Below are 14,479 nucleotides of genomic sequence, written 5' to 3' on the forward strand. Positions count from 1 at the left end.
AAGGTTTCCGCTCCGGATTTCTCACACAAAGCGGAATACGCCGATGGCGTAGACCACTGAAATGGCAAGAGCCCACCAGAGGTTCGGACCAACCAGCCCGAGCCATGCCAGATTGATGAATGCGCTGCCGAGCAGCGAGATAAACAGGCGGTCGCCGCGTGTTGTCTCGAAGCGCAGGATACCGTTGCGCGGCGAGCCGCCGGGCGAGATATATTCCCACACGCCCATGCCCAGCAGCAGAAATGCTATGGCGCAGAAAAACGCCGCCGTCTGCCAGGTCCAGGCCATCCATGAGAAGTCGGGCATATGAAACATCGTCATACCCTCCCCAGGGCAAAGCCCTTGGCGATGTAATTGCGGACAAACCAGATCACCAACGCACCGGGTATCAGGGTCAGAACACCTGCCGCAGCGAGCAGCCCCCAGTCCATACCGGCAGCAGAAACGGTGCGTGTCATCGTGGCTGCAATGGGTTTCGCGTCTGTCGTCGTGAGCGTGCGGGCGATGAGCAATTCCACCCATGAGAACATGAAGCAGAAGAAGGCTGCCACGCCGATGCCGGATGCGATCAGGGGCATGAAGATCTTCACGAAGAACTTTGGAAACGAATAGCCGTCGATATAGGCTGTCTCGTCGATTTCCTTTGGTACGCCCGACATGAAGCCTTCCAGAATCCACACCGCCAGCGGCACGTTGAACAGACAATGCGCCAGTGCGACTGCGATATGCGTATCGATGAGCCCGAATGCCGAATAGAGCTGGAAGAACGGCAGGGCGAACACCGCCGGAGGCGCCATGCGGTTGGTCAGGAGCCAGAAGAACAGGTGTTTGTCGCCCAGAAACCGGTAGCGCGAGAAGGCATAGGCTGCAGGCAGCGCCACCGAAACCGAAATTACCATGTTCATGACCACATAGATGATCGAGTTGATGTAACCCGAATACCAGGCGGAGTCGGTGAAGATGGCGCGATAGTTCTGCAATGTTGGCTCATGCGGAAAGAGCGTTAGCGACGTCAGGATTTCCTGATTGGTCTTGAAGCTCATATTGATGAGCCAGTAGATCGGTATCAGAAGCAGAACGATATAGATTGTCGGTATCAGCCAGCCGAACCGCGGCCTATCACGTCTGCTCGATTTTTGTCGGACGGCGTTTGAGATCGGTGCAATTGCAGGTGCACTGCCCACGGAAGTTCCCTGTATGGCGTTCATCTCACACCTCCTGATCGTGGCTGGTCATGACGGTGTAGAACACCCATGACAGCAGCAGGATGATGAGGAAGTAGATCAACGACATCGCCGCCGCCGGTCCAAGATCGAACTGACCCAGCGCCATCTTGACCAGATCGATCGACAGAAATGTTGTCGAATTGCCCGGTCCGCCGCCAGTCACCACGAAGGGCTCGGTATAGATCATGAAACTGTCCATGAAACGGAGCAGGACGGCGATCAGCAAAACGCGCTTCATCTTCGGCAGCTGGATGTAACGGAACACTGAAAACCGCGAAGCTCCGTCGATTCTGGCTGCCTGATAATAGGCATCCGGAATGGATACGAGACTTGCATAGCACAACAGCACCACGAGGCTGGTCCAGTGCCATACGTCCATGATGATAATCGTCACCCAGGCGTCGAACGGATCGTTGACGTAGTTGTAGTCCAGCCCCAGCCAATTGGCGTAATAGCCGAGCAGGCCGATGTCGCTGCGTCCGAAAACCTGCCAGATCGTGCCGACCACGTTCCACGGGATCAGCAGGGGCAATGCCATGGTGACCAGACAGACGGGGACCCAGAAGCCCTTTTTCGGCATGTTGAGCGCAATCAGGATGCCGAGCGGTATCTGGATCGCCAGCACGATGAACGAGAAAATGAGATTGCGCCAGAGCGCATCCCAGAAACGACCGGAGTGAAGAATTTGCTCGAACCAGTCCGTCCCGGCCCAGAAGAACTGGTTGTTGCCGAACGTATCCTGCACCGAATAATTCACCACTGTCATCAGCGGAATGACGGCGGAAAAGGCGACCAGCACCAGCACCGGCAGGACCAGGAACCAGGCTTTGTTGTTCCAGCTTTTTTCCATGGTCAGCCCTCCATTCCCACGCGCCAGGAATCCGCGAATATGCCGATTGCCTTCGGATCGAAGGTCACGCGCGGTTCGGCTGGTATCTCGTCGTCCTCGCCGATCACGACGGCGAGTTTCTGCCCCTCGAAGCCTGCCCGCACGATGCGGTAGCGCCCGATATCCTCGATCTTGTCGATGCGGATTGGCAGGCCTTCGCGACCGAGCCTGACAAATTCCGGACGGATGCCCAGTTCGATGCTTTTTGCATCACCAATCTGCGGTATGCCGGGCAGTGGAATGGCCTGCGCGCCGACTGTGGCAGTCTGGCCGTCGATCCGTGCGGGCATGAGGTTCATACCCGGCGAGCCGATGAAATAGCCGACGAATGTATGCCTCGGGCGCTCGAACAGTTCGGCAGGCGTGCCGATCTGCACGATTTCTCCGTTATGCATCACCACGACCTTGTCGGCGAATGTCAGCGCCTCCGTCTGGTCATGCGTGACATAGACCATCGTGAAACCCGATTGGCGGTGCAAGCGTTTCAGCTGTGAGCGCAGCACCCATTTCATGTGCGGATCGATAACCGTCAGGGGTTCGTCGAACAGGATTGCGTTCACATTCGCGCGTACCAGTCCCCGACCGAGCGAAATCTTCTGTTTCTGATCTGCCGTCAGTCCGCGTGCGCGTCGCCCGGCAATGCCGCCGAGGTCGGTCATTTCCAGAATGTCCTTGACGCGACGTTCCACTTCCGCTTCCGGCATCCGTCGGTTGCGCAACGGAAAGGCCAGATTGTCGAACACGGTCATCGTGTCGTAGACGACGGGAAACTGAAAGACCTGCGCAATGTTGCGGTCTTCGGTGGCAAGGCCGGTTACGTCCTGCCCGTCGAAAAGGATGCGCCCCTCAGTTGGTTGCAGAAGGCCGGAAATGATGTTGAGCAGGGTCGTCTTGCCGCAACCGGACGGGCCGAGCAGCGCGTAGGCGCTGCCGTCCTCCCACTCGTAATTGACCATGTTGAGAGCGTATTCGCCTGCGGCTTGCGCCTTCGCATTATAAGCGTGGCGGATATGATCGAGAGTGATACGTGCCATCGTCGCCCTCCTATGCCGCCAAACCAACCGTGCGGCCAACCGCGCGGCCAGTTTCATCGAATGCCATCAGGTGTCGCGTGTCGAGGTAGACCTCGATTTCGCGATCAGGCTCGACGATCTGGATACCGTGCGCCAGCATGACCCAGCGGTCGCCTTCGTAATCGAGATGGATGAAGCTTTCCGATCCGGCGATCTCGGATACCAGCGTGCGGGCCCGAATGGGAACCGTAGCGTTTTCCGCCGGACGGACCAGCAGATGATGCGGCTGAAACGCGATCGTCAGTGGACCGTCGCTTATATCAGCCAATTGGCTTGGTACGGCAATGGCCGGGCGGTCGGCGCGCAGGAAACGATCCCCCGACTTGACCATGCGTGCTGTGTTCAGGGGCGGGTCGGCAAATGTTCGTGCCGTGACGAGGTCGAGCGGGCGGCGATAGACATCGATTGTGCGCCCGAACTGCGTGATGCGGCCTTCTGAAAGTGCCGCCGTATTGCCGCCGAGCAGCAGGGCTTCCGAAGGTTCGGTTGTTGCGTAAACAAAGATCGCACCGGATTCGGCAAAGATGCGCGGCAGCTCTTCACGGAGTTCCTCACGCAGCTTGTAGTCGAGATTGGCCAGCGGTTCATCGAGGAGGACGAGATTGGCCTTTTTCACAATGGCCCGGGCAATTGCAGTGCGCTGTTGCTGCCCGCCGGAGAGATTAAGCGGTGTGCGGTCCAGATAAGGCGTCAGCTTGAGAAGGTCCGCCGCCTTGCGAACCTCGCTGTCGATCTCCGACTGTGCCTTGCCAGCGATGCGCATCGGCGAAGCAATGTTTTCATAGACCGTCAGAGCCGGGTAATTGATAAACTGCTGGTAGACCATCGCCACATTGCGCTTCTGCACGGGCATGCCTGTAACATCCTGTCCGTCGAACAGGATCGAGCCTTCACTTGGCTTGTCCAGGCCCGCCATGAGGCGCATGAGCGAGGTCTTCCCGGACAAGGTCGGTCCGAGCAGGACATTCAGGCTCCCGCGAGGCAGTACCAGACTTGTCGGATGGATATGGGTGGCTCCACCAACCGTCTTCGAGATATTTCGCAATTCCAGCATATGTCCCGAGGCCTCCTCCAACCGTCGGAATTATTGCGCTTATTGGCAATTCCTCTCAATATGAACTTCCAGGGACTGTGCCTTATCCCTTATGAGCAATCCGTGTTCTGCGAACCGCTTCCACACTTTCTCAGGAAACATGCAAGTTCCAACGACAATCCGGGCGCTGTTAACAGGATGTTTCCCAACGGATTTCATCCAGCTTAACACAACACCGAACCCGGCGCTCAATGAGCGCGAGCCAGCAGATGCGGCAGCGCGACCGTGATCTTTAACGCTTGAACAAACTCGGTTTGGATGACTTCGACAAGCACGCAGCTTGTCGCTTTGGCGATGGTGCCGAACACCGTGATCGCCACTGTCCGAGAAGAGGGCATGCGCACTCGTAACTGACATGTTCCTCCCCCTGTTCACACGTTCGGCCATTGCGAGTGTGAAAGCCAAACAATGAAAATCGAAAACAAAAAGAAAGTCAAATGAAGATAATTGTTTCACTTGCGAAATGTGGGCAGACCGTCGCGAGCCATGTGAAATGGTGGCTGTCGGTATAGCCATGGTCCGTGCAGAGCACGTTTCCAGCAGCGGATCCATATAAGCTCAAGTTACCCGCACGGAACCCGAAGGGTGCATTACACCCAAACAGATGTAGACAAATTACCGGCTCTTCTTTTGCGTCATTTGACGGCACAATAGCCATGGAGCCGAATATTTCTCAACACCATTGGGAATTGGGCCCGGCGAGGAGAAATGGTGATGAATGAACTACGTCCCATATCCAACGAGACCCTCACTGCAGGTGGTGTTCAAGGTACGTCTTTAACTACCGCAGCCGGACACCTGGCGCTCGTGCCGACATGGCTCCCTTTCGGTGTCGCTTCAGGCACAACTGGCAATTCCGCCGGAAGCGGTGGAATGGGACTGAGCGTCGGTGTGATAAGCAGCGACGCATCCGCTGTGTTCGTTCCGTCCAATACGGCAATTGCCGGTCCGGGAGCCGGGGCGGGCGCGGACCAGTTCAACAATGCATTGATTAATCAGCATGTCGTTGAAATGGCTGGAATGGGGGGAGACGGCGGAAACGGCAACGCCGTGATCGGAGGTACAGAAGGCGCGACCTCCAATCATGCAGGAAGCGGTGGCGACGGGGTTTTCTTTGGCGGACTTGTCAGCTCCGATGTCGCGGTTTTTGCTCCCGTCAATGCAGCGGTTGCAGGCGGATCCAATTCCGTAGCGTCTGCCAACCAGACCAACAACGCTGCCTTCCTGCAAGGCGCGGACCAGATGGCGGGTATTGGAGGCTCGGGTGGAGACCATAATGCCGCCGGGTCCGTTTCAGCCTCTCCGATACATACAGACGCTGGAAATTCCTATTATTTCACCGGTGATAATTATGCGGGTCATGGTGGCGCGGGTATTTTTGCCGGCACCATGATCGATGTGAACGTGGCGATCTTCTCCCCCATCAATATCGCTGTCGCTGCCGCTGGCGGCAATGCAGAGGCGCACCAGACAAACAACGTGATTTTCGATCAGGGCGGCACGCAGATTGCCGGGATCGGCGGTAATGGCGGCGGCTTCAACATGGCCTCGGACACAATTTTCACCGGCAATACAGCTGCAGGAAGCGGTGGTGACGGTGTTTCCCTGGGCAGTATGGTGGACGTGAATATCGGGTATTTCCACCCGATCAATATTGCAGTTCCCGCTGGCGGAACCGCTGATGCCCAGCAGATAGACCATCTGCTTGTCGATCAGCATGCTCTGCAGATTGCCGGTATCGGTGGTTCAGGCGGCTACGATAATCTGACCGACACAAGCCATGATGCGCTTCTTGCAAACGACATTCTTGGCCTTCTTCACGCTTGATACATTCCGGTCTGGCCCACCCTAAAGTAGATACCCGAATTTCTAGCTAGTCCCGCAACATCAACACGCGCACTCTTTGGAACGCGGTCGGTAACGCGATTTTGCCAATCTCTTATCTGGGAATGCCGACCACCAAGACTGATGTTCAATCCGAAACAGGGCTGGGGCTCAACAGGGAGGAATTAAACAATGCCTATTCCGAGAGTTTCCGACACAATCCATCTCAGTGACGTTTATGCAGGCGACGCTAATGCCGGTAACGGTGCTGATGGCTATAATTTTGGGAATATCAATTACAATCCAAGTGCAGTCGTGGCCAATACGCAAAACGTAACAGGCGCAGCCGTTGATGTGCATAGTGGCGATTCCCCGTGGTTAAACGCCAGCTGGGACGCAGGCCATGCCGGAGATGGCGGCGGAGCTGATGCAGCGAATGGCTTTCTCGCCAACATCACCAACAATGGTGCTGGCGGTGCTGGCGGCGACGCGAATTCCAACGGCAGTCTGGGTTCTTCGAGCGGCGGCAATGTAGCAGCCGGTCAGGCGGACACCAGTGCCGTTCAATATACCGAACTTCTGGCCGACCAGCACGCAACGATCCTTGCAGGGGTCGGTGGCAACGGCGGCGATGGGAACATGGCTCGCGGCGGTGATATTTCCTCTGCGCTCGTGCACTCCAATCCGGAAACGACGACCACAACAACCACTACGACGACCAACGATATAGCGAACTTTATCGACAGCTTTAACGACAATTTTCACGATATCGATCTGAGCCACTTGCCGCTGTGATCGGCAATTGGCTTTTGCTGGGTGGTCGAGAAATCCGACTTGGGAGCGACGGTTGAAATCGTTGCTCCCCATTTTACCCGGAATTGCCGATACGCTGACATTGCCTCACAGGCCAATGGGTATTGTGAACCTACGATAACAATGGAGATCTCGACGGAGGCGACACATGACAGCGGCATTTACGCAAGCGCGCTATACGGTGACCCCATTGGTCGCTGCCTTGCGTCGGTGTGCCGGTGCCTTCGGTTTGGTCTTCGCCTATAGTTGCGGCTACAATATTTTTCTGCTTGCTCCCTCCCTCTATCTTCTTCAGATTTATGATCGTGTTCTGTCGAGCCGCAGTGTTGATACTTTGCTGATGCTGACGATCATCATCGCGATAGCCGTTATTGTCGGGTCTCTGCTCGATATCGTACGCCGCGCCGCGCTTTCCCGGATCGGTAGCTGGCTCGATCGTCAATTGCGTCCTGTCGTCATGAATGCATCCTTCGAATATGCGGCGCGCACTGATGCCGGAACAGCCGCTGAAAATTATCGTGACCTTTCCGTTTTGCGCCAGTTTCTGGATTCCCCATCATGTGCGCTATTGTTCGATATTCCTTGGGCCCCAGTTTTTCTCGTGCTGCTTTTTCTGGTTCATCCGCTCCTCGGGTTTATCGGCTTGAGCAGTGCATTGTGCCTGCTGCTTTTGGCCTTGTTGAATGAGTTCACGACGCGCGAATTGAATGAACAGGCAAATATTGCGCAGGCACGAAGCTATTCCCGCTTCACAATGGCTCTCAAATATATCGGTGTAATCCGCGCGATGGGGATGCAACATGGCGCAGCTCACCTCATTTACCGGGATGCCGAGGCTGTCAGAGCGGCTCAGGATGGTGTGGCGCGTCGAACAGAGGTGCTTCAGGCATTTTCGAAATCGGTGCGTGCGTTGACGCAAATTTTGATGATGGGAGCCGCGACATGGCTCGTCCTCCAGAACAACAGCAACCCCGGAATTATTTTTGTCGCCAGTCTGTTGCTGGGGCGTGGACTGGCACCTGTAGAAGGCGCCATAGGCGCGTGGCGGGCACTGGCTTTCGTGCGCGGCGCATTCAACCGCCTGAACAAGATGCTCACTCTGGTTGCACCCGGAGACAACAAGCGAACCATTCTGCTACCGGAGCCCAAAGGCCAGCTCGTTCTCGACAATGTCGGCTATCGGTTCCCCTCATCGGATCGGTTCATCCTGCGAGGCGTATCGTTTCAGGTCGCTCCGGGTGATTGTGTTGCTTTGATCGGCCCTTCTGGATCGGGCAAATCGACTCTCGGACGAATTCTGGCTGGGGTTTCACGGCCAACCTGCGGATGTGCTCTTCTGGGCGGCATCGATATTTCGCTGCTTCGCCATTGCGACAATGCCCGCCATATTGGCTATCTTCCGCAGGATATCGAACTTTTCGGCGGCGCGATCAAAGATGTCATCGGTCGGCTCGACGGTTCGGATCCGCGTAAGGTTATCGAGGCTGCCAAACTCGTCGGACTGCATGAGACGATCATGCGACTGCCGCAGGGATACGAAACCGATATCGGCGAAGGTGGCGCCTTGCTTCTGCGGGCGCAACGCCAGCAATTGGGACTGGCGCGCGCAGCCTATGGCAACCCTCCTCTTGTGGTCCTTGATGATCCGAATTCCAGTCTCGACTATGAGGGTGAGCGGCTGTTGTTCGACGCCATAGAGCGCATGAAGTGCAGGCAAATTACAATTGTGATCATCACGCATCGAATGGGCATTCTGCCGGTGACCGACAAAATCGCTGTGATGCGCGACGGTATGGTGAGCGCTTTTGGAGATAGCGAGAAAATCTTCGATGCTTTCCTTCGCGTCCCCGCGAAAACTGGACCGTAAGGGATGCCTCGTCATGACCCTCGTTCCCATCGAACTCCCGGCGAAGGTAGCAAATGCATTGAAGTATTCGCTGCTGCTGGCTCGTTTGCGTGCAATACAGCTGAAGCTCCCGTCTTTACCGCTGTTGCTGCCTGGGAAAAACACTTTGCCAACGCCGCTTACATCACGGCCAAGGCTGCGCGGCGTGGCCTGGACAGGAAACCTGCTCGTATTGATATTCGTTGCAGGCTTCGGAATATGGGCAGTTTTCGCACCGCTTAAAAGTGCGGCGGTCGCTGTGGGTGTTGTCGAAGCGGAATCCAGCCGCAAGACCATTCAGCATCTGGAAGGCGGTATTGTTCAGCAGATCTATGTCCACAATGGCGATTTGGTCTCCAACGGTCAGATTCTGATCAAGCTGGACGATACAAAACCCAGGACGGAGCTGGTTGGCATTCAGGGCCAGCTGTGGGACGCGCAGGCGAGCCGGGCTCGGCTGGTCGCTGAACAGGCGAACGAGATGCAACTTTTGTTTCCACCGGAGCTGGAACAACTCGCGCCGCACAATCCGGCAGTCAACGCCATTGTCGTCGGACAACGAAGAATATTTGAAGCCCGTCGCGACGTCTATCGATCTGAAATTGCCATAACGCACGAGAAAATGGGGCAGGTGAAGGAAGAGATAACCGGATTGGCGGCGCAAAAAATGGCCTTGTCGTCCCGCATCGAGATCACGCGCCAGCAACTGGACATGATAAATCCGCTTGTGAAAAAGGGGCTCGAGCGCAAAACGAGCGTATTGAATCTCGCACGCGAGAAAGCTGATCTGGACGGACAGCTGGGAGAGACCATAGCTCAGATGTCCCGCGCTTATCAGGTGATTAATGAAGCGCAGGCCAATCTCGTGAAGCTGGAGAGTGATCGCCAAAACGAGATCGCAAAGGAACTGCGCGAGACCGAAAACCAGCTTTTCCTGTTAAGCGAACGATACCGCGCAATCAACGATCAACTGATCCGGACGGATATCAAGGCGCCCGAAAACGGGATTGTCATGGATTTGCGCATCCACACGACGGGCGGCGTTATCGGGGCAGGAGAGCCGTTGCTGGATCTGGTGCCGCAGGATGGCAACATGATCGTGTCAGCGCATGTTCGGCCCGAGGATATCAACCTTGTGCGTCCCGGCTTGAACGCTCAGGTGCATCTTTTGCCCTATGATCAGCGGCGCGTGCCTCTTCTGGAAGGACAAGTGACATATGTTTCGGCCGACCGGCTTATCGATAAACAGACCGGGCAGCCCTATTATGCTGCGACGATCCGCGTGACCGACGATGAACTGATGCAGGCCGGAGACGTGGAAATGATCCCTGGAATGCCTGTGCAGGCCCTGATAGAAACCGGGGAAAGCAGTGTCGCACTTTATGCTGTCAGGCCATTGCTGGACAGTTTTCACCGGGCTTTCCGCGAAAACTGAATTATCTGCGCCTATTGAATGGCGCTCCCATTGGCAGTCGCTTTGGCACCAAGCAACAGAACGACTTCGGTTCTGTTCTGAACATGTAGTTTACGCATAATATGCTGCAAGTGCATCTTCACGGTATTTCCGGAAAGATTGAGCTTCTCAGCAATGACCTTGTTTGAATGACCGCGCTGCAACTCAGTCAGAACGTCAACTTCCCGTGGTGTGAAACCGGTAATGGCTGGCTGGCACCAGCTGTAGTTCACACTATCGGTTCCATCGTCGGTCAATTCAGTCGTTGATCTGTCCTTGAGGGAGATCGTTGTTTGAATCGTACTCTGAGCGCCCTGCGGATGCGGACAGAATATGCCTCCCGCGAGCACCAGCCGAATGCCAGCCAGAGCGATCTCTACCGGAAGGGACGACGTAAAGAACCCTCGCACGCCCATTTTAATCGCTTGAGATTCCAGCAGAACATCGTCCTTGTCAGAGAAAAGGGCAATCGACGCCGCTTGAAAGTGGCTCTCTACGGTGAGGAGCTCTTCCCGCAGTGCGGAGCTATCCATCGCCCTGCCTCCCAGATCCAACGCAATGAGAGCTATGTCACGTCTGCTGGCTTTGACCAGTTCTGTTAAAGAGGCCATGCCAACGACATTACAATCGGCAAGTTCGTATTCCAGGAATTTTACAATGGATGTCCGCACGAGCGTATGTTTGGCCACGATGATCATGGTCCGACGTCTGCGCACTGTGCGCCGTATCTTTTCAAACTCGGTTGACACTGCAGGCTCCGTTTCTTCAATCGCCGGAGGTCTTCTCGACAGTTCCGAATGTCCATCGAATCTAGCATTCGATGGAGTAAAGGGATGCTCGCACTGTGTGTGAAGATTGGATACTATCCATACATCCTATCACAGATGATGGTGGGATTACCAAATAATCTTTGGTTTATATTCCGGTGTCATTATTTAATAGAGATTATTCCAGATTAACATATGTTAATACAAGAAAAGTCGAAAATGACAATCAAGAGTATATTTAAACTTACTTTGAAATACTCCGGCGCCGGAGCGCAGAAGTGAATAGGTGACCGGGAGTGCCAACATGGCTCATCATCCCAGGCATATTGGGGTCGAGTGATAGATAGCAGCTAGGCGGCGGAGGGTATTGAAACCGCGCAGAGCCCACAGATCAGGCGCTGTCAGCAAGAACTTGTTCAGCGCATGGGTATGTGGCCCAGGGCAACGTCGGTCATCCAATGAAAAAAGCCCCGGAAGACCGGGGCTGTTTCCTGTCGTGTCTGGGCACTTAGGCCAGTTCGCCAGCCAGCGCCTTTTTGATCAGCGCGCGGGTTTCGTCGATGCCGTAAAGCGCGACGAAGGAGCCGAAACGCGGTCCGCGTTCCTGACCGATCAGCACTTCATAGAGCATCTGGAAGAAGGAAACCGAAACGCCGGGACCGCCTTCCGGGCTTTTCTTGGTGTGGTCCTGATAACGCTCAATGGCACGGGCGACGTCAAGAATGGCGTTCTGGATGTCGTTGCCATCAGTGCCGGCAGGCAGCGTTGCGAGCTTCGCATCCAATGCTTCAAGGGCTGCCCGTTCCACATCATCCGGCGCGCGGAACTGCTTGGTCGGCTTCACGAAATCGTTGAAGTAGCGGATCGCATAGCCGACGAGCGCATCGAGTTCCGGATTGTTTTCCGGCGTAACGCCCGGCACGTGGCGCGAGATGAAACCCCACAGCACAGCCGGATTTTCGGCATTCGATGCGCTGACCAGATTGAGCATCAGCGCGAAAGTGACTGGCAGGTTCACCTTCGGCGGGTTGCCGTAATGAATGTGCCAGACCGGATTGTTCAGCCGGTCCTTCCATTCCTGACGCTCATAGGCCGAGAGATAGGTGAAATATTCGTCCACCGCCTTCGGGATGACATCGAAGTAAAGCCGCTTGGCGGTCTTCGGCTTCTGAAAATTGTAAAGCGCAAGGCTTTCAGTCGGCGCATAGGCCAGCCATTCATCGATGGAAATGCCGTTGCCCTTGGACTTGGAAATCTTCTGGCCCAGCTCGTCGAGGAACAGTTCGTAGACGAAATGTTCCGGCGCGCGACCGCCGAGGATTTCGCAGATGCGGTCATAAACGCCCGCATTGGTCTGGTGGTCCTTGCCGAACATTTCGAAATCGACGCCGAGCGCTGCCCAGCGCATGCCGAAATCCGGCTTCCATTGCAGCTTCACCTTGCCGCCTGTGACGGACAGCGTGGTTTCAACGCCGTCCTCATCGTCGAACGTGATGGTGCCAGCCTTGGCATCCACGCTCTTCATCGGCACGTAAAGCACGCGACCAGACTTCGGCGAGATCGGCAGGAATGGGCTGTAGGTCGCCTGACGCTCTTCGCCGAGCGTCGGCAGCATCACCTTCATGATGTCGTCATAGCGCTCGACAGCCTTGAGAAGCACGGCGTCGAACTTGCCGGACTGGTAATATTCCGTCGCGCTGGCGAATTCATAATCGAAGCCGAAAGTGTCGAGGAAGCGGCACAGCATGGCGTTGTTATGGTCCGCAAAGCTCTTGTAGTCGCCACCGAACGGGTTCGGAACGGCGGAAAGCGGCATCTGCAGATAGGGTTCAAGGGCTGCCTTGTCCGGCACATTGTCCGGGATTTTGCGCATGCCGTCGAGATCGTCGGAGAAGCAGATCAGGCGTGTCTTGACCTTGTCTTCGGTCAGGATGCGAAAGGCGTGGCGCACCATAGAGGTACGCGCCACTTCGCCGAACGTGCCGATATGCGGCAGGCCGGAAGGGCCATAACCGGTCTCGAAAATCACCGTTTCCGGCAGGCCGGTCTTTGCATAACGCTTGAGGATTTTCTTCGCTTCTTCAAAAGGCCATGCTTTCGCTTCCGCAGCCGCCGCGGTCAGTTCCGGGGTCAGCGTGATGTCGGGAAGGCGGTGCGAGGTCATGGTTTAATCCTGTGAAGAAAGTTTATTCATTGAAAACTTGCGCGCAAGGGAGGCGCATACTGCTCTATGGCGCGGCAACCACTGTCCGTCAACGGTTGCGACCGAATTTCCTTGCGCAACGGGATGCGGCTTCCTAACTTTCAAAACAATTTGGGCCGTTGAAGTTGATTCCGGCTATTGTTGTGCAGGAGTACCCGATGAAAAAGATCACCCAGCAGGATGCACTCGTCTATATTATGATTACGACGTCTGCCGCCGACACCACCATGACCGATGCCGAGCTGGAATCCATCGGCAATGTGGTGACGCGCCTGCCGGTTTTCCGCGGTTTCGATACCGGGCGCCTGCCGCAGATTGCCAATGATTGCTATGCGCTTCTTGCCGATGAAGACGGCCTGGAAAAAATTCTCGACCTTGCCCATGAAGCACTGCCGGAACGTCTCTACGATACGGCCTATGCGCTGGCTGTCGAAGTCGCTGCTGCCGATCTCCATGTGGAGCAGGAAGAACTGGAATTTCTCCAGATGCTGCGTGACCGCTGGACACTGGATGAACTGACCGTTGCCGCCATCGAACGCAGCGCCCGCGTGCGCTTCCGCAAACTTGATCCTGTTGTTTAGAGCCTGTTCCAAAAGCCATCCTGTGTGGCTGCAAATGGCAATTTGTCTGCGTTCCGGTGATCATGCAGCTTTTTGATTCAGGCTCTCAAGCGCTGGTGGCTGCATAGGCTCGGCTTCCCTCATCCAGAACCGTCGAACTTCTTCCTGAGCTTGTCGAAGGATCAGCAGTTGAATGCAAAACGGGCGGAAAATCCGCCCGTTTCCTTTATGGGTTTCAGGAAATCAGCACACGACCGGGAGCCGTCGTGCCTTGCGCCCTTCCAGAGCAGCACGCATGATGCGGGCAGCTTCTGCAAATGTGGGCGTTTCCTTCCAGTGTTCAGCATGGATGATGCCGGTCGGGACGATATCCCTCAGCGCTTCCAGCGTGTGGCGCGGCACCATGTCGGTGCAGTTCCACAGGCGGCGGAAGATGACACTGATCCGTGTGACCTTGCCGTTGACCTGAACGGACGGTTCGGTCGTTTCCAGAGCCCAATCTTCATAAGCATCGACCGCATCCTGGAATGCATGATGGAGATAGATCGGTGCGTGACCGTCATGAAGCGGGGGCAGCAAACTAGACATTTCTGTTTCCTCTCTTCCAATGGGTTCAGCTTTCAGGGGGCATTTGCGGCCAGATGAATGAAATGGGGCGCACAAATGCATTCAAATAAGAGCCATGAATTGCTC

14 protein-coding genes are annotated in these 14,479 nt (G+C 55.7%); 5 read left to right on the plus strand and 9 right to left on the minus strand.

The genetic code is table 11. The features are described 5' to 3' along the window. Positions 1-21 precede the first annotated feature (21 nt). The 6 genes from KWJ32_RS00970 to KWJ32_RS00995 form a co-directional block, all read right to left on the minus strand. Positions 22-315 carry a DUF2160 domain-containing protein gene (locus KWJ32_RS00970; RefSeq protein ID WP_012093317.1) on the minus strand — a complete coding sequence of 98 codons (294 nt, stop codon included), beginning with the start codon at positions 313-315 and terminating at the stop codon, positions 22-24. A gap of 2 nt (positions 316-317) precedes the next feature. Further along, on the minus strand, positions 318-1,208 hold the full coding sequence (locus KWJ32_RS00975; RefSeq protein WP_012093316.1) for a carbohydrate ABC transporter permease: 891 nt from the start codon (positions 1,206-1,208) through the stop codon (positions 318-320). Position 1,209: 1 nt separating this feature from the next. After that, complete coding sequence (locus tag KWJ32_RS00980) at positions 1,210-2,076, minus strand: sugar ABC transporter permease (protein WP_010659165.1); 867 nt, start codon at positions 2,074-2,076, stop codon at positions 1,210-1,212. Between the two features lie 2 nt (positions 2,077-2,078). Continuing rightward, positions 2,079-3,149 carry an ABC transporter ATP-binding protein gene (locus tag KWJ32_RS00985; protein ID WP_012093315.1) on the minus strand — a complete coding sequence of 357 codons (1,071 nt, stop codon included), beginning with the start codon at positions 3,147-3,149 and terminating at the stop codon, positions 2,079-2,081. A gap of 10 nt (positions 3,150-3,159) precedes the next feature. Beyond that, positions 3,160-4,242 (minus strand): ABC transporter ATP-binding protein, encoded by a 1,083-nt coding sequence (locus KWJ32_RS00990; protein WP_010659163.1) that lies wholly within the window; start codon positions 4,240-4,242, stop codon positions 3,160-3,162. A 227-nt stretch (positions 4,243-4,469) separates the two neighbouring features. Then, positions 4,470-4,619 (minus strand): hypothetical protein, encoded by a 150-nt coding sequence (locus KWJ32_RS00995; RefSeq protein WP_155269240.1) that lies wholly within the window; start codon positions 4,617-4,619, stop codon positions 4,470-4,472. Positions 4,620-4,995: 376 nt separating this feature from the next. Between KWJ32_RS00995 and KWJ32_RS01000 the strand changes: the two genes are divergently transcribed. From KWJ32_RS01000 to KWJ32_RS01015, 4 genes are all read left to right on the plus strand, one after another. Next, positions 4,996-6,108 (plus strand): hypothetical protein, encoded by a 1,113-nt coding sequence (locus KWJ32_RS01000; protein ID WP_012093314.1) that lies wholly within the window; start codon positions 4,996-4,998, stop codon positions 6,106-6,108. A gap of 189 nt (positions 6,109-6,297) precedes the next feature. Then, positions 6,298-6,900 (plus strand): hypothetical protein, encoded by a 603-nt coding sequence (locus tag KWJ32_RS01005; RefSeq protein WP_029926710.1) that lies wholly within the window; start codon positions 6,298-6,300, stop codon positions 6,898-6,900. Between the two features lie 166 nt (positions 6,901-7,066). After that, positions 7,067-8,785 carry a type I secretion system permease/ATPase gene (locus tag KWJ32_RS01010; RefSeq protein ID WP_012093312.1) on the plus strand — a complete coding sequence of 573 codons (1,719 nt, stop codon included), beginning with the start codon at positions 7,067-7,069 and terminating at the stop codon, positions 8,783-8,785. A 13-nt stretch (positions 8,786-8,798) separates the two neighbouring features. Continuing rightward, positions 8,799-10,238 (plus strand): HlyD family type I secretion periplasmic adaptor subunit, encoded by a 1,440-nt coding sequence (locus KWJ32_RS01015; RefSeq protein ID WP_012093311.1) that lies wholly within the window; start codon positions 8,799-8,801, stop codon positions 10,236-10,238. 11 nt (positions 10,239-10,249) lie between these two features. Here KWJ32_RS01015 and KWJ32_RS01020 read toward each other — a convergent pair whose 3' ends face one another. Together KWJ32_RS01020 and KWJ32_RS01025 are read right to left on the minus strand one after the other, a co-directional pair. Beyond that, on the minus strand, positions 10,250-10,954 hold the full coding sequence (locus KWJ32_RS01020; protein ID WP_010659159.1) for a response regulator transcription factor: 705 nt from the start codon (positions 10,952-10,954) through the stop codon (positions 10,250-10,252). A gap of 577 nt (positions 10,955-11,531) precedes the next feature. Next, complete coding sequence (locus KWJ32_RS01025) at positions 11,532-13,187, minus strand: lysine--tRNA ligase (protein WP_012093309.1); 1,656 nt, start codon at positions 13,185-13,187, stop codon at positions 11,532-11,534. 197 nt (positions 13,188-13,384) lie between these two features. Between KWJ32_RS01025 and KWJ32_RS01030 the strand changes: the two genes are divergently transcribed. Then, positions 13,385-13,807 carry a tellurite resistance TerB family protein gene (locus KWJ32_RS01030; protein WP_010659157.1) on the plus strand — a complete coding sequence of 141 codons (423 nt, stop codon included), beginning with the start codon at positions 13,385-13,387 and terminating at the stop codon, positions 13,805-13,807. Positions 13,808-14,029: 222 nt separating this feature from the next. Here KWJ32_RS01030 and KWJ32_RS01035 read toward each other — a convergent pair whose 3' ends face one another. After that, positions 14,030-14,374, minus strand: a complete 345-nt coding sequence (locus KWJ32_RS01035) for a hypothetical protein (RefSeq protein WP_010659156.1) — start codon at positions 14,372-14,374, stop codon at positions 14,030-14,032. Between the last annotated feature and the right edge of the window lie 105 nt (positions 14,375-14,479).

Origin of the sequence: Ochrobactrum sp. BTU2, from assembly GCF_024539785.1 — a bacterium.
Lineage (GTDB): Bacteria > Pseudomonadota > Alphaproteobacteria > Rhizobiales > Rhizobiaceae > Brucella > Brucella anthropi.

Coding starts and splice junctions, on each gene's coding strand:
- KWJ32_RS01005 (WP_029926710.1), top strand. CDS start 6,298: ATGCCTATTCCGAGAGTTTCCGACACAATCCATCTCAGTGACGTTTAT.
- KWJ32_RS01010 (WP_012093312.1), top strand. CDS start 7,067: ATGACAGCGGCATTTACGCAAGCGCGCTATACGGTGACCCCATTGGTC.
- KWJ32_RS00970 (WP_012093317.1), bottom strand. CDS start 315: ATGTTTCATATGCCCGACTTCTCATGGATGGCCTGGACCTGGCAGACG.
- KWJ32_RS00990 (WP_010659163.1), bottom strand. CDS start 4,242: ATGCTGGAATTGCGAAATATCTCGAAGACGGTTGGTGGAGCCACCCAT.
- KWJ32_RS00985 (WP_012093315.1), bottom strand. CDS start 3,149: ATGGCACGTATCACTCTCGATCATATCCGCCACGCTTATAATGCGAAG.
- KWJ32_RS01000 (WP_012093314.1), top strand. CDS start 4,996: ATGAATGAACTACGTCCCATATCCAACGAGACCCTCACTGCAGGTGGT.
- KWJ32_RS01025 (WP_012093309.1), bottom strand. CDS start 13,187: ATGACCTCGCACCGCCTTCCCGACATCACGCTGACCCCGGAACTGACC.
- KWJ32_RS00980 (WP_010659165.1), bottom strand. CDS start 2,076: ATGGAAAAAAGCTGGAACAACAAAGCCTGGTTCCTGGTCCTGCCGGTG.
- KWJ32_RS01035 (WP_010659156.1), bottom strand. CDS start 14,374: ATGTCTAGTTTGCTGCCCCCGCTTCATGACGGTCACGCACCGATCTAT.
- KWJ32_RS01020 (WP_010659159.1), bottom strand. CDS start 10,954: ATGATCATCGTGGCCAAACATACGCTCGTGCGGACATCCATTGTAAAA.
- KWJ32_RS01015 (WP_012093311.1), top strand. CDS start 8,799: ATGACCCTCGTTCCCATCGAACTCCCGGCGAAGGTAGCAAATGCATTG.
- KWJ32_RS00995 (WP_155269240.1), bottom strand. CDS start 4,619: ATGCCCTCTTCTCGGACAGTGGCGATCACGGTGTTCGGCACCATCGCC.
- KWJ32_RS00975 (WP_012093316.1), bottom strand. CDS start 1,208: ATGAACGCCATACAGGGAACTTCCGTGGGCAGTGCACCTGCAATTGCA.
- KWJ32_RS01030 (WP_010659157.1), top strand. CDS start 13,385: ATGAAAAAGATCACCCAGCAGGATGCACTCGTCTATATTATGATTACG.